This window comes from Actinoplanes sp. NPDC019969, from assembly GCF_055562375.1.
The window spans coordinates 821,615-835,218 of record NZ_JBVHFK010000001.1 but is presented as its reverse complement, the minus strand read 5'-3'; the positions used below and the strand labels follow the sequence as shown (position 1 = coordinate 835,218).

Annotated in this window: 12 protein-coding genes; 5 read left to right on the top strand and 7 right to left on the bottom strand. The window is 69.8% G+C overall.

Going from position 1 to position 13,604, the window contains the following annotated elements:
* Positions 1-6: 6 nt before the first annotated feature.
* Entirely contained in the window at positions 7-693 is a 687-nt protein-coding gene (locus ACZ3II_RS04030; RefSeq protein WP_465516113.1) for a hypothetical protein, read from the bottom strand.
* On the bottom strand, positions 690-3,296 hold the full coding sequence (locus ACZ3II_RS04025) for an FtsK/SpoIIIE domain-containing protein (protein ID WP_465516112.1): 2,607 nt from the start codon (positions 3,294-3,296) through the stop codon (positions 690-692). Before ACZ3II_RS04025 ends, ACZ3II_RS04030 begins: the two co-directional genes overlap by 4 nt.
* A 181-nt stretch (positions 3,297-3,477) precedes the next feature.
* Between ACZ3II_RS04025 and ACZ3II_RS04020 the strand changes: the two genes are divergently transcribed.
* Genes ACZ3II_RS04020 through ACZ3II_RS04000 form a run of 5 tightly spaced genes read left to right on the top strand, consistent with a single transcriptional unit; the run spans position 3,478 to position 6,071 of the window.
* Positions 3,478-3,807, top strand: coding sequence for a hypothetical protein (locus tag ACZ3II_RS04020; RefSeq protein ID WP_465516111.1), 330 nt, complete (start codon positions 3,478-3,480; stop codon positions 3,805-3,807).
* Positions 3,804-4,148 (top strand): WXG100 family type VII secretion target, encoded by a 345-nt coding sequence (locus tag ACZ3II_RS04015; protein WP_465516110.1) that lies wholly within the window; start codon positions 3,804-3,806, stop codon positions 4,146-4,148. Before ACZ3II_RS04020 ends, ACZ3II_RS04015 begins: the two co-directional genes overlap by 4 nt.
* Positions 4,145-5,140 carry a WXG100-like domain-containing protein gene (locus tag ACZ3II_RS04010; protein WP_465516109.1) on the top strand — a complete coding sequence of 332 codons (996 nt, stop codon included), beginning with the start codon at positions 4,145-4,147 and terminating at the stop codon, positions 5,138-5,140. Before ACZ3II_RS04015 ends, ACZ3II_RS04010 begins: the two co-directional genes overlap by 4 nt.
* 20 nt (positions 5,141-5,160) lie before the next feature.
* A complete protein-coding gene (locus ACZ3II_RS04005; RefSeq protein WP_465516108.1) occupies positions 5,161-5,448 on the top strand; it encodes a hypothetical protein in 288 nt (95 codons plus the stop codon).
* Positions 5,449-5,501: 53 nt separating this feature from the next.
* The gene (locus ACZ3II_RS04000; RefSeq protein ID WP_465516107.1) at positions 5,502-6,071 is read left to right on the top strand and encodes a hypothetical protein; all 570 of its coding nucleotides are present in this window, start codon (positions 5,502-5,504) and stop codon (positions 6,069-6,071) included.
* A gap of 2 nt (positions 6,072-6,073) precedes the next feature.
* Here ACZ3II_RS04000 and ACZ3II_RS03995 read toward each other — a convergent pair whose 3' ends face one another.
* From ACZ3II_RS03995 to ACZ3II_RS03975, 5 genes are read right to left on the bottom strand one after another with little or no spacing between them, the layout of a single operon-like run.
* A complete protein-coding gene (locus ACZ3II_RS03995; protein ID WP_465516106.1) occupies positions 6,074-6,676 on the bottom strand; it encodes a hypothetical protein in 603 nt (200 codons plus the stop codon).
* Positions 6,673-7,788: a M23 family metallopeptidase gene (locus ACZ3II_RS03990; RefSeq protein WP_465516105.1), complete on the bottom strand. Its 1,116-nt coding sequence runs from the start codon at positions 7,786-7,788 to the stop codon at positions 6,673-6,675. The genes ACZ3II_RS03995 and ACZ3II_RS03990 overlap by 4 nt, the downstream gene beginning before the upstream one ends.
* Positions 7,785-8,327 (bottom strand): hypothetical protein, encoded by a 543-nt coding sequence (locus tag ACZ3II_RS03985; protein ID WP_465516104.1) that lies wholly within the window; start codon positions 8,325-8,327, stop codon positions 7,785-7,787. The genes ACZ3II_RS03990 and ACZ3II_RS03985 overlap by 4 nt, the downstream gene beginning before the upstream one ends.
* Before the next feature lie 3 nt (positions 8,328-8,330).
* Positions 8,331-10,277, bottom strand: coding sequence for an MFS transporter (locus tag ACZ3II_RS03980; RefSeq protein ID WP_465516103.1), 1,947 nt, complete (start codon positions 10,275-10,277; stop codon positions 8,331-8,333).
* A gap of 1 nt (position 10,278) precedes the next feature.
* A complete protein-coding gene (locus tag ACZ3II_RS03975; protein ID WP_465516102.1) occupies positions 10,279-13,596 on the bottom strand; it encodes an ATP-binding protein in 3,318 nt (1,105 codons plus the stop codon).
* Between the last annotated feature and the right edge of the window lie 8 nt (positions 13,597-13,604).

Genomic DNA, 13,604 nt, shown 5'->3' with positions numbered 1-13,604 from the left:
GCCCTCCTAGCTCAGAAGTTTCTCCAGGCCGGTCCACGCGCAGGTGAGAAGGACCGGTGTCAGGCAGACGATGAGGCCGGCGACGGGAGTGCGGTCCACCTTCGCGCCGCCGTCGTCGCCGTAGACGAACCCGATCGTCGCCCACCCCAGCCCGAACGCCAGCAGCGGCATGCTGAGCCCACAGAGCAGCATCAGGTTCGACGTGGAACCCGGCTCGGCGACCAGGAACAGCAGCACCTGCACCAGCAGCACGGCGATCGCGAACGGCCCGTACACCACCAGGTTGCGGGTCACCGGCCGGTTCGGTCCGCCCGGGCCGGGACCGATGAAGGCGGCATCCGCAGCGTCGGCGGTGGCCCTGGCCTCCCGCAGCGCGGCCAGCACCGCGGGCGGCCCACCGGCCACCCGTTCCATCGCGACGGCCTGATCGGCCGGCTGCGGCAGCAGCTCACTCTCCGGGACCCGGAAGTCGCGGGTCAGCCTCGCCCGTTGCGGGGACAGCCGTGCCCGTACCGAGGAAAGCTCCTGCCGGGCCGCCGCCACCGTCGCCGCATGCTCGCCCGCCATCGTGCTCGCCGCCCGGCGCACCACGTCCAGCTGCTGGGCGGCGGCCAGATAGTCGTCCCACGGCCCCGGCGCGGGCGGTCCGCCCTGCGCCGGGATGACACCATGGTGTTCGGCCTGCTCGGTCACGGCTCGTCACGCTCCGCTGGATCGACAAAGGGCACGACCGTCACGGTGCGGTCGGCGTGCCGGTCGTGCAGCAGCGCCCGGTTCGCCCGGGGCTGCCAGTCCACCGGCCGGCCCAGCATCAGCGACACGTCCGACTGCGGCACGTTCAGGAACATCAGGCCGGCCACGTCCTCCCGGCCCATGCTCCCGCCGATCTCCTCGCTGAACCGGCGCACACCACGCCACCAGGACAGCAGGTGCGCCCCACGGCCCGGCCCGTCGCGCAGCAGCTGCCGCAGCAGGCTCAGCGTGCCCGCCGGGGCCGCGTCCATCCCGAACACCACCCGATAGCCGGGGTGCTCCGGATCCAGCGCGGCGGCCAGCCCGGCGGCGTCGACCAGTTCCACGTCCTGCCGGTGCCCGATCTCGGCGGCCAGCGCCGCCGCTGCCGCGTCACCCTCGGCGACCAGCGACGCGATCACGAACCGGGCCGTCCGCGGCGCGTGGCAGGCCGCGAGACTGCGGGCCGCCGCGTCCAGCACCTCGGCGCCGACCGTGTGCGAACCCAGGATCGCCAGATGCCGGCCGGGCGACGAATCCAGCGCGAACGCCGCCGTCGACAGCGCCACGTCGATCACCCGGCCGACCAGCGCAGCCGGCCGGGCCACCCGGCCCGCCAGCGCCGCCCGGTACGTCGGGTCGTCGGCCAGATGCTGCTCCGCGTAACCGGCGAAGACCAGCGGCGGCTGCGCCTCCGGGTCGCGGACGCCCCACAACCGGTGCCGCAGGTCGCTGAGCAGCCTCTGGTCGGCGTGCGGATCGGGGAACCGGACCACCCGCTCGTGCCCGCGGGTCGCCCCGCGCGGCCCGCCCAGGCCACCCGCCGTGTTCACCACCGCGCTGCCGATCGGCAGACCGGCCGCCGAGTCGTTGGTCGGCTCCAGCACGTCACCGCCGCCGGGCAGCGCGATCCGCACCGGGAACTGGCCGAAGATCGAATCCCGTTTCGCGTACAGCGCCTCGACCCCGAGCACGGTCTGACTGGCCAGGACCAGATGGATACCGTACGACCGGCCCTTGCGCGCCAGCGACTCCAGCAGCGCCACCGCCTCGGCAGCCGTCGGATCGTTGCCGGCCAGCAGCACCTGGAATTCGTCGATCACGCACAGGATCCGGGGCAGCGGACTGTCCCGGCCCTCCTCGGCCGCGATCGCCCGCAGATCGGCGAAACGCGACACGCCGGCCCGCTTGTACGCCAGCGAGCGCCGGCCCATCTCGGCGTCCAGCTCCCGCAGGACGGCCAGGCCGTACTCCCGGTCGGACTCGACACCGACGGCCCGCGCGTGTGGCAGCCACGTCCGGTCCCGCTGGGTCGGGACGAACTCGGCGAACGACACGCCCTCCTTGAAATCCAGCAGGTACAGCGCCAGCTGATCGGGGCCGTAGCGGGCGCCCAGCCCGTACAGCACGTTGATCAGGAAGGCGGTCTTGCCGCCGCCCGACCGGCCGCCCAGCATCCAGTGCGGGGTCAGGTCGTTGAAGCGCAGCACCAACGGCACGTCACCGTGGTGACCGACCACCGTCTCCACACCGGCGGACGCGTCCTGCGACCACAGCTCGTCGGCCGGCTCGGGCAGCAGATCGGCCAGGGTGACCCGGGACGCCTCGGCGGAATCGGCGGCCAGCTCCCGGCAGACCGCGTCGATCAGGCGCGGCGGCGGATCCTCGTCGAGGAAGACCGGCGCGTTGAGCCACATCGTCTCCGGCGCCGCCCCGAACGTGCCACCGGGCGGGTCGCCGACGATCGCATACGGGTTGCGCACCGACAGGGCGGTCGTACGCGGCAGCGGCGCCTGGGTGGTCTCCGCGGTCAGCGGGGGCGGCGGCCAGCCCGCCACGATCAGATGCAGGCCCGAATCCGGGCCCTGCTGGGCCAGCGCGGCGATCCGCCGCAGCTCCTCGCCCTCGGTCATCTCCGGCAGGCTGGCGATCACCACGAGCAGGCTGCGGTCACGCTGGGCCCGCCGGCCCGCGCTCGTCCCGGCCCGCGCCGGGCGCAGCCATTTCTCCGCCTCCGACAGCACATCCCGCAGACCCTGCCGGTCGGTCGCGGGCGGTGACATCAGCCCGGCGTCCGCCAGCTCCTCGAACGGCGCGAACACCGCGCCGCCACCCACTCCGTCCACCGCCCGGACCAGCAGCGAGCCCGGCGGGGAAGCCGCCAGCAGACGCAGCAGCAGCGACCGCAGCAGGCCGAACACCCGCGGATCGGTGGCCGTCGCGTCGACCGTCAGATGGCCCGTGCCGAGCAGCGGCACCACCGCCGGGAACCGCACGTCGTCCAGCGGCTGCGCCAGCCCCACCCGGACGAACCGTGGCGGCACCGCGCCGCCGAGCGGCGCGACCGGCGACAACGCGTCGAGGGTCGCGCCAAGCCAGCCCGGGACCAGCCGGGCCGCCGCAGCCCGCAACCGGTCGGCGAGACGATGCTGCTCGCGAGGGTCGGCAGCGGCCGGCGCGAACGCCTCCAGAGCGACAGCGGCCGCATCCGCCGTCGCCACCGCCTGCCGGTGCAAAGCAGCGGCCTGCCGGACCCGCAGAGTCGAATCCGCCACTGCCGTCACCTCCTGTCCGCGGATAAAACCTATCCCAGACCTGTGCGGTCGCCGCGTTGCGTCCCCGGTCCGACTTTCGTGCCGCATCCGTCCAATCTCGACCCCGTAAAGAACGCACCGTGTCGGTTTGAACTCGAAGCGTGCAACAGCGGTATTCGCACGCACAGGATCCACACGAGGGGAGGCCGAGGTGGACGTTCACCCCGAGCATGAACGAGCCACCCGGGAGACGGATTACATCGCCTCCACGGGTGAAGGCGCCGACGGGCTGGTCCGCATCGAACTCGACGGCGCCGGCCGCCTGTGGGACGTCGTCCTCGATCCACAGGTCGCCGCACTGCCTGTGGACGAACTCCGCACCGCCCTCTTCGACGCCATCACCGAAGCCCAGGCCGGCCTCCCCGCCCACGATGCCTTCGAGGCGGCGGTCACCGAGGCCACCAGCGCGGCGGAACGCCGCTTCGGCGAGATCTCCGAGGCGTTGCAGGCTCTCTCCCGGCAGGCGGGGGTGCGGCGATGACGACCCCGACCCCCGCGACGGTACGGCTGAAGCTCGACCCCGAATCCGTAGCAGCCGGCGGGCGCACCCTCGCGGGGGTGGCGCAGCGGATGGCCGACGACGTCGCCGCCCTGGAGACCACGGTGGCCGGCCCGGACAACCCGTGGGGCGGCGACGAGAGCGGCAGCGTCTTCGCCCTCGCCTATCAGGGGGTGCTGGGGCACGCGCTGCAGGCGCTCGGATCGTACGTCCAGGAGATGGGCGAAGCCGCCCTCACCCTGACCGCCCAGGCCCGCGCCATCGCCGCCACCGACGCCTTCTCCGCCGCCTCCCTCGCCTCTCCCGGGGACGGCACGTCATGACCATCCAACTGCCCGCGGAACTCACCGAGCCGCTGGAATGGATCGGTTTCACCTGGCCGGAGGCCGACGAGGACCGGCTGTACGGCGACGGCCGCGCCTGGATCGACCACGGCACCCGCCTGCGCCGCCACGCCGCCGAAGCCGACGCCGCCGCTCGCCGGGTGTGGCTGGAGAACGAAGGTGCCTCCGTCGAGGCCTTCGAACGCTGGTGGACCGGCCCCGACGGCCCCGGCCGGCACCTCGACGACGCCGCCACCGCCGTCGAACTGATCGGCGCCGGCCTGATCGCGATGGCCGGGGTCACCGTCGCCACCAAGACCGCCTACCTGGCTCAGCTGTCGCTGCTCGCCTTCCAGGTCGGCCAGGCGATCGTCACCGCCACCGCCACCGCCGGCGCCACCCTCACCGAGATCCCGATCTTCATCGCGGCCAGCCGGGTCGCCTGCCGCCAGATCCTGCACCGGGCCCTGCAGCAGGTCGAGGGCGAAATCGCCCAGATGTTCCAGCAGGCCGCCGGCCTGCTGCGCACCGCGGGCACCAGGACAGCCGCCCGGCACGCCGGCGACCTGGCCAAACACTTCGGCCAGAACTCCGAGTTCCACCGCCTGATGCGCGAGGTCGAAAAGGCCGACGTCCGCAGCCCGCTCGACGGCGCCAACTTCTACTCCGGCAAAACCGACGACAAGATCCCGATGCGGGTGTTCGCGGAGAAACACACCGACGGCGTCACCCGGGTGACGCTGGAACAGACGCCCGGCGGCCGGCGATTCGACGACATGCTCCTCTTCGAGGACGGTTCACCGATCCGGACCGGCCAGGCGGAAGACGTGTGGCGAAGGCTCTCCGGGCGGTACGCCGAAGGGGCGCAGGGTGAGGTGACGGCATGGTCGCACAACCCACGCGCCGACGGCGTCTGGAACACGGTGGAACGGCCGGCCTTGGAGCGGAACCCGGCAGTGACGAGAATCAACGTCATCGACCCGGACGCATGACAGGCAGACGAGGGCGGGGAATGGGCGTTCACCAGATCAAGAGCCAGTCGGCACGCACCGACACCGGCGTGACCCTGTCGAGCGTCGACCGGGAGACCATGCGTGCCGACTACCGCGGCCGCCGCATGGTCCTGCCGGTGGACCGTGGATCGCGAAGCTACGGCATCTACCTGGACCGGGCGCCGGCATGGGACGACGGCGAACCCGTCACCGCGGAGGACCTCGCCGTCATCAAGAGTGGCGTGACCGAAGTCCTGAAGCACTGGGGACGGGACACGGAGTTCGTCGTCCCGGACGGAGCGGGGTGACGGTGATGGCTCCTGATCATAGGAATCGTGACGAGCGAACTACTGTCGTACACATGGGACCGCAACCGCCTGAAGCCGAAGCCGGCAGCCAGCCAGCGACGCCCCCACCCGGCGGCGGGAGTTCGGCTGTCCCCGGCCCGTCGGTGACTCTGCCGGGTGGCCGGCGGAGGCGCTTCCAGAGTCGGCGCGCCCGCCTGGTCCTGGCTCTCACCGGCGGCATTCTCGCTCTGCTGTGCCTGGGCGGGGTCGGCGCCTTCGCCCTCCTCTACGACGAGGCCACCGCCATCCAGCGAACCGCGCCCGACGCCGTCGTCGACAGTTACCTGGCAGCATTTCTGGTGCATCGAGACGATAATGAGGCTGCGCTTTATCAGTGCGCCTCAGGCGGTGACTTCGCCGAGATAACGCAATTTCGTGACGACACGGTGAATCGGGAGAAGGAGTACTCGGTCAAAATCTCCATCACCTGGTCGAGCCTCGAAGTCGCTACGAGCGGCCAGACCGGAACTGTCGATGCCGATCTGACGCAGACCATCGCGGGGCAAGGCCGCAAAAGCAGCACTTGGCAGTTCGCCATCGTTGATCAGGACGGCTGGCGCGTCTGCGGAGCCACTCAAACCTGACGCTACTCGACCCAGATCAGGTGCGCTGAAACCTCGAGTGTCCGGGGGAGTTTGCCGCTCCATCCCCACCTGTACCAGTCGAGTTCCTGAGCCACGCGCACAGCCACGGTCCCGTCGTCACTGACATGTGACTCCGTGACCGCTCGCAGGTCGCGACGTTCTTCGCCGTCATTTAGGATCTGCGTGACACGGCGACCGGTCAGCGAATCGGCATCGACAGCTGCGACTGGTGGTCGCCGTGGTGGCTCGTCGAGCGAGACCAATTGATTGACCTTTGCGCCGGGCGTGCTCGTCCCCGCAAAACCCAGTTCTTCGACCCAGACGCGTTCCACCGGGACCAGTGCTGCGAACACCTCGGTCCGTTCCGCCTCGGCCCGGTACCACTCCGATTCCGGCATCACCGGGACGTAGGTGCGGCTGCCCTGTACCACCTTCTCGTCGGCCCGCAGATCGCCGCGCCAGCCGAAACCCGGAAGCCCCACCAGCACGCGGCGCCCACGTAGCTCCCCGGCCATCATTGCGGGGGTCGGCACTATCGGGCGTGGTGACTCCAGCGCGCTCTCGCTGCGGCTGCTGAACGGATCCGGCATCATTCCGCCGCTCATTCCTCGTTGCCCAGCGGTGCGCCCGTCTTCTGCATGAACCGGACCGGATCCACCGCGCCGTGCCGGGACCGGTCGTTGTTGAGATGCACCTCGAAGTGCAGATGAGGCCCGGAAGAGTTGCCGCTGCTGCCGACCCGGCCGATCATCTCTCCCGCGGTGACCTGCTGATTCTCGCGCACGAGCGGTCGTTGCACCAGGTGACAGTAACGCGTCATGACGTTGCCCGCATGGACGATCTCCACCATCCACCCGCAGCCACCCTTGCCGGGGTACCCGTCCACATTGCAGGTCTGACGCCCACGGAAGTCCTCGTCGCATTTGACCTTCGACACCACGCCGCTCGCTGCCGCGACGATCGGCCGGTATTTCTCCACACTCAGGTCGACACCCTGATGGTTAGGGCGGGAAGCGCTACGGAAAGCGGAGCCGACCGGCGCCTTGAGCGGGACGGTCCATCCGGATGCCGCGACCTGTCCCGCGGAAGCACATTCCATGTTCAGCGAGTCACCCACCGCGTTGGCGGCGCCGTCGGCCAACTGGTTCACGATCTGGGTGGCCACCGGTTCGTGCTTCGCATAGGCATCGGGATAAGCGCTGATCTGGACCTTCTGCGCGGCCCGGGTCAGCGGAAGCTTGTCCCAATTCCGGACCGTCCGCAGCTTTTGATAGAACTTGGTGCTCGAGTAGACCGGATCCCGTACCTGGGCCGGAGTGCCCCATCCGGAACTCGGCCGCTGCTGGAACATGCCTTGTGAGTCGTGGTCGTTCTTCGCGCCGAGGTGACCGAGGTTGGTGAGCTGTGACTCCTGCATCGCCGTCGCCACGGCGATCACCCAGGCCCGCGGCGGCAGCTTCAGGTTCTTGCCCACATTGATGATGATGGCCGCGTTCCGCATCTGCTCCGCGCTGTAGTTCTGGATTCGCGGCAACTCGGCGTCCGGATCGACCGGCCCACCCTGTCCGCAGTTGAACGAGGCGCTGATCAGCTGGTCGCCCTCGTCGTCAGCACTCCTCAACAGGAGCACGGTGACGCCGCCGCAGCAGCACAGGAGCAGGAGCGTGACCAGAGAGGCGACCAGGACGACGATTTTCCGGGGGCGCGGCATGCTCACGCCGGCTCCCAGTCGATGCCGTCGACCAGCCACTTGCCGTCCGGCGCCACGAGCCGGAGGACGAGTTTGCCGGAATCCATCGTCACGTTCGCGTTCACCAGAGTCGGGTTGATCGTGACCAGGGTCGGCCGTCCGACCACCCGATCCGCCGGTACCCCGGCCGGGTCGACGTCGCGCAACCGTTCAGCGAGGTTCTTGGTCGCGTTGGGCTGAAGCCGGCTGAACCACTTCTGGGCGGTGACGCCATCGTTGCCCACCCAGGCCGACGCGAACGCGTAGGCAACCGCCTCCGGCTGTGCTCTTCCCGGGATGGTCCGAGGAGTCGGCGGCGGTTCGGACGAGAGCACGCTGTCGTAGTCCGAAGGGTCGATGCTGATGGTCGGTGCCGGGTTACCACTGCCCAGAGGCGTAGCGGCTTGTCCGTCGGAGAAGAGACGGCCGATGCCGACGACTGCCAGCACTATGGCGGCGATGACGATGGCGACGCCCCAACGGGACCGAAAGATCCCGTTGAGGCCACGTTCGATCAAGCGGGGCATGCCTCACCTGGCCTCAGAACGTATCCGCGGGGTGGCCGGCTCCTCATTAGTGGTGCGGGTCTCCGGCCGATAGATCGAGTACGACGTGGGTCGCTCCGCGACATCCGGTTCGGCCCAGTCAGAGGTGGTGCGGGATCGAGCTGGACGGGACTTCCCTGGCGTCGGTGGAGAGGCCGGCGGATCGTCGTCTCGAACAGTGTTTTCCTTGCCGTCCGGGCGGCTAGGGGTATTGGCAGGAACAAGGTCGGTGCTCTGGTTACGTGTCGTTGCCGCGTGCGCAGGATCTTCCAGCCGTGCCTCCGGCCGGAGATTCCGCTGTTCGAGAGGTCGGTTGCCTCTGCCGAAGACCGGCTCCCGCGAGCTATCGCCCTCGGCGGCATCCAGCCTGGAGGCCTCCCGCATGTCACGGAAGAACCGGCGGTGCCAGGAGCCACCGGCGGCGATGGAGGCCGCACCGTCCTTGCCGCCAAGTTGTGTGATGCGACGGTAAGGGCGCAGCAGCAGCCATCCGACAACGCCGCAGAGCCCCACCAGGACCACCTGCAGCCAACCGGCCAGGCTTGTGGTGTTCATGATGAGGTCCACGGCGAACAGGTAGATCGCCGCGCCCGTACCGAAGATCGCAATGTTGAACGCCGCGGCGACGACCGCATTCCCCAGACGTCGGATACCGCCGCTTGCCGGCCGTAGAAGGCCGATGGTCCCCAGAATCGGTGCCACGATCACAGCCCAGCGGAAAACCAGGAAGCCGAGTAGCACGAGCAGGGACGCGGTGATGTCGAAGAGGCCATACATGAATGCCGCTAGCATCGCGATGAATCCGGCGCCGACTCGCTCCATGCCCCTCGAGCCTTGGAGGTATTCGTAGGCCTCAGGATCCTCCGCCCTGATCTGCTCCGCGACCTTCATCCATTGCGTGTTCTTGCGATCGAGTGTGGCGTCGCGAGTGGCGGGGTTCGACCGCAGTTTGTCGACCTCATCCCAGCGGAACGAGCGTGCGTCGTAAAGTGCCTCACCGTACTTCTTGGCGGTATCGCTGTCGGCGGATCCCAGAATGCCTCGGAGCCAGTTGCGATAGAGCAGGGTCTCCGTCGCTGTGTCGCTGGCTCGCACTGCGGGAGGCCGGTTGTCAGTGCAGGCGTCCGGGCCGAGTGGGCAAGGCCCTACCCGTTCCTTGGGCTGCGGTCCGACCGCGTCGTGGACAACGCCGAGAGATGTGATGAGCCCTTGGTCGGCCATCTTGGCGGATTGGGTCGGCCAGGCGGCGATTGCCGTCACGACGACCATGATGAAGATCGCCCATCCCGCTGTAGTGGTAGCCGCACCCATCTCGGCCTGCCTCGATCGCCAGAGCAGGTAGACGCCGACGACGGCCAGGGTCACCACGCCGAAGACGGAGAAGACCTTCTGGTAGACGGCCTTCGTGGCTTGATCGACAAGAGGATCGGCCCAGCCCCACAACGTCGCCGGATTCCACGCCCTCTCACGGAGCGCGTTGGAGGCGCCGATCACCGCCGTAGCGATCATGAACTCGCCATTGGCGAGGGTGTTCTCGACTTTGTGATCCGCATCGGTGACATTGGAAGCGCAGCCGCCTCCCAAGTCATATGTGCTGAAGCTGTATCCGGCATACCCGTAGTCGCTGTACATGCCGGGGAAGCTGTCTTTGCCCGACGAAGACGGACGCTCGGCGAACCAGCCGGCAAGTCCGGAATCGGGGGTGCTCGGCGTGGGCGCGTCAAGGCATTGGGCACGGTCGCCGACGACCTCAGTGAGCCGATCGACGCAGGCGCGGAAGTCCCGTTGCCACTCCTCGACGCTGCAGGCGCCGCCGGGGGCTTTGGCGGGTGGGGCGGCGGCCGCCCCGGACGGTGTGGCCACGGCCCAGGCAATGGAAGCCACCGCCAGCACGAACAAGGTCGTGAGGAATGCCAACCCCCGCCGCACCATCTCAAACCTCCAGGTCGGACGGGAGAGGCACAACCGCCGGCGGCGCCACCCCCGGTGTCGTGTCCAGGTGTTCGAGCAGTCCGTCGACGTACGAGACGTCGACGCGCACTTTCTGAACCCGCCCGTCGACGTCCCGCATCACGAACTCACGGAACCCGAGGCGGTGCTGTGAGGCGCTGTCGACCTGGGACAGCGAGGCGAGGGTCGCCTCGTAGCCGTCGTGGACCGGCACCCGCAGCAGCCGCAACGCCTCGGAGGCGATCTCCTGGTCCTCGGCGATCCGGCCGACGAAGACGGTGGACACCAGGTTCTGCACGTCGAGGCCGAGGATGTCGCGCGGGTTCTGGGAGGCGACGAGGGCGGCCAGGTTCCATTTCCGGGAATCGCGGGCGAGACGGACCAGGAACGACCGGCCGGAGCGCCAGCCTTCCATGAAGTGGGCCTCGTCCAGGCCGACCATCTTGCGGGACGACATCGAGCCGCCGTAGCAGCGCCGGACCGCGAGCCGGTGTGCGGTGTGCAGCATCGGCAGGGCGAGTGATTCCTCGGCCGACCAGTACTCTCGTTCGATCTTGAGGTCGGGCAGGCGCAGGCCGGCCATGGTGATCACGGTGAGGGCCGCGTCGGCGCCGAGCAGGTGCTGCGGCGGGTGGCCGAAGAACAGCAGGGCCAGCGGCATCTCGGCGGTGTCGAGGAGCAGGTTGGCGAGTTCCTTGCCCTCGTCGTCGTCGAGACCCTGGAGGGTACGGACGACGTCGTCAAGCGTCGACGTCTCCTCGGCGGGCACCTGCCGGACGGCGTGCCGCAGTAGGGTCGCCGTGGACGCCTCCTTGGCGACCTGCGGCGGCACCAGCATCGAGCAGATGTCCTGTACGAGCATCCGGCGTTCGGCGCGCGCGTTGGAGACGGCGATCTCGAACTCCCGGTCGCCGGCGGGGCCGGTCGGGAATTCGCCGCGCACCGGTGTCGGGATCAGCGAGTACGGCGCGAGCGTCCCCTGTTCCGAGCCGGTCAGGTTGAGCACCCGGCTGTACGGCCGCAGCTCCGGCATCTGGCACAGCCGGGCGAGTGGCCCGGACGGGTCGAGCAGGGTCACCTGGACACCGCGCCGGGCGTTGAGGTAGCCGAGGGCGCCCATCAGGGTCGACTTGCCACCGCCGGGTTCGGCCACGAACACGCCGAGCCCGGAGCGCTCCCGCACCTCCATCGGGAAGTGCAGGTCGAGGAAGACGGGCCGGCGGCACGTCCCGGCCGTACGCCCGATCAGATCGCCTCTGCGGTCGCCGACCGTGGATGCCGCCTGGGGCAGCGCCGCGGCCAGCAGCTTGACCGGCATCCGCCGCACGTAGCCGGTGTTCGCGATCGGTTCGCCGGGGATGAACTCGCGGGCCAGCTGGTCCTGGTTCTTCGGGTGCTGCAGGGAGATCCGCAGTTCCCGGGAGTAGAGCTGGATCAGCCGCCGCGCCCGTTCCAGGCATTCCTCGCGGGTGGCGCCGCCGACCGCGATCCGGTGCCAGCCGTGCGCCCGCGCGGAGTCGGTGGGCAGCCCGGTGGTCATCTCGTCGCCGATGTGGAGGGCCCGTTTGGCGAGCCGTTCGAGTTCCGGCGGGGCGTCGATGCCGTGTTCGGCGTAGTCGAGCTGCTGGGACCGGATCATCCGGAGCCGGTGCTCGAGGTTCTTGAAGGAGCTGGTGGAGCCGAGGATGTCGATCCGTGAGGAGAGCTCCATCGGCCAGGGCAGGCGCTCGTGGAAGTGCATCCACGGCTCGTGCTTCTCCGGGATCTCCAGCGGCTCCATCCGGCCGACGGAGAGCACGGCGACGTGGCGTTCCTCGCCGGACATCCGGTTGACCAACTTGACGGTGGAGCCGTACGGCGTGCGGTAGCGCTCGACCGCCTCGGTGAGCGCCAGCAGGTCGCCGGTCTCCCAGTGCCCGTTGGTGATCGGGGAGAGCAGCCCGGGCGGGGCCATGCACAGCGCCACCGACCGGTACAGCAGCCATTCCAGCTCCTGCGGGGTGACCCGCCGGCCGCGCATGCCGAACGCGTTCAGCACCTCGTCGAACTGCTCGACGGTCCGGCCGAGTTTGCGCCGCTCGTTCTCGCTGGTGCCGCGGCCGAACGCGCGCAGGATCCGCTCGGAGAAGGTGTCGCCGAGGGAACGCCGGGCGAACGTCACGCCCAGGTACGTCTGTCCTTCGGCGTGGTTGACCGAGAGCAGGTGCCGCTGTGCCGCCACGAGGTGGTCCGACCAGGAGGTGCCGCCGTGCACGTCGGGCAGCGGCTTGGTGGTGAACGAGTCGACGGTGCGGGCCCACTCGTCGGCCGGGAACGGGCGGGTGGTCCGGCGCAGGTGCAGCCGGAAGCCGGCGAGGCCCGCGTACTGCTCGGAGATGGCGCTGAGCAGCGCCTCGCGCTCGGCGTCGGGCCGGAAGGCCCAGCGCACCTCGGGCAGGTAGTACCAGGCGGTCACGGTGCTCTGGGTGAACGTGAGGTGCCCGGCGATCTCGCTGATGGCGAGTTCGATGGACGGATCACGGTCCTTGAACTTGAGCTTCTGCGGCCGCAGCGGCGCCGGTCGCGGCTCCTTGGGTTCCTTCCGCTTGGCCGGCGCCCGGTCCGTCCGGCGGACGGGCGCGGTCTCCACCGGGGGCGGAGAAGGCGCCGTCAACGGGGCCGGCACCGGCAGCGGGGTGGGCGGGACGGCGGGCGCGGGGGCCTGCCACCGCGCGACCGGATCCGCCGGCAGGGTGGCGCGCCCGGCCTGCGGCGGCCAGTCGTCGAAATCGGTCCAGTCGTCGTCAGCCGCCGGGGCGACGGCGTGCCCGTTGGTCGAGAGGACGGCGTGACCGTTCTCCGGGAAGAAGTCCGGCTCGGGACCGACGGGCGCCCGGGTGAACGGCGCCCCGTTCCACCCGGCGGCGGGCGGCCCGGAATCCAGCGGCAACGGGATCGGCGCGGCGACTGGAGGGGGCGGGGGCGGCGGCGGGGAGATCGGGGCCACGGCCGGAGGTGTGGACACCGGCGCGGTGGGCACATTCGGGAAAGGATCACTCGAATGGGGAGCCGGAGCACCACCGAAGAGGTCCAGGAAGGGCGAGTCGATGTCGAGGTTCGTGTCCACGTCGGCGGCACGCGGGCGCACCGGTTGCGGCGCCTGGAAGACGCCGACTCCGCCGTGGCCCGGCGCGGTGACGAACTCTTCGGCGTCGTCGAGCGGATCGGGCGATGAGTAGTGGTCCGAACGCACACCGTTACTCTGCCTGTCCCGGGACGAGGCGTCCGCTCGGGGATGCCCGTGCGGATGGGTTCCGCTCATGCGTGGAC

Bases quoted from the DNA above. Each gene is read 5' to 3' on its own strand.
- ACZ3II_RS03975 (WP_465516102.1), bottom strand. From the start codon at position 13,596: ATGAGCGGAACCCATCCGCACGGGCATCCCCGAGCGGACGCCTCGTCC.
- ACZ3II_RS03980 (WP_465516103.1), bottom strand. From the start codon at position 10,277: ATGGTGCGGCGGGGGTTGGCATTCCTCACGACCTTGTTCGTGCTGGCG.
- ACZ3II_RS03995 (WP_465516106.1), bottom strand. From the start codon at position 6,676: ATGAGCGGCGGAATGATGCCGGATCCGTTCAGCAGCCGCAGCGAGAGC.
- ACZ3II_RS04015 (WP_465516110.1), top strand. From the start codon at position 3,804: ATGACGACCCCGACCCCCGCGACGGTACGGCTGAAGCTCGACCCCGAA.
- ACZ3II_RS04000 (WP_465516107.1), top strand. From the start codon at position 5,502: ATGGGACCGCAACCGCCTGAAGCCGAAGCCGGCAGCCAGCCAGCGACG.
- ACZ3II_RS04005 (WP_465516108.1), top strand. From the start codon at position 5,161: ATGGGCGTTCACCAGATCAAGAGCCAGTCGGCACGCACCGACACCGGC.
- ACZ3II_RS04010 (WP_465516109.1), top strand. From the start codon at position 4,145: ATGACCATCCAACTGCCCGCGGAACTCACCGAGCCGCTGGAATGGATC.
- ACZ3II_RS03985 (WP_465516104.1), bottom strand. From the start codon at position 8,327: ATGCCCCGCTTGATCGAACGTGGCCTCAACGGGATCTTTCGGTCCCGT.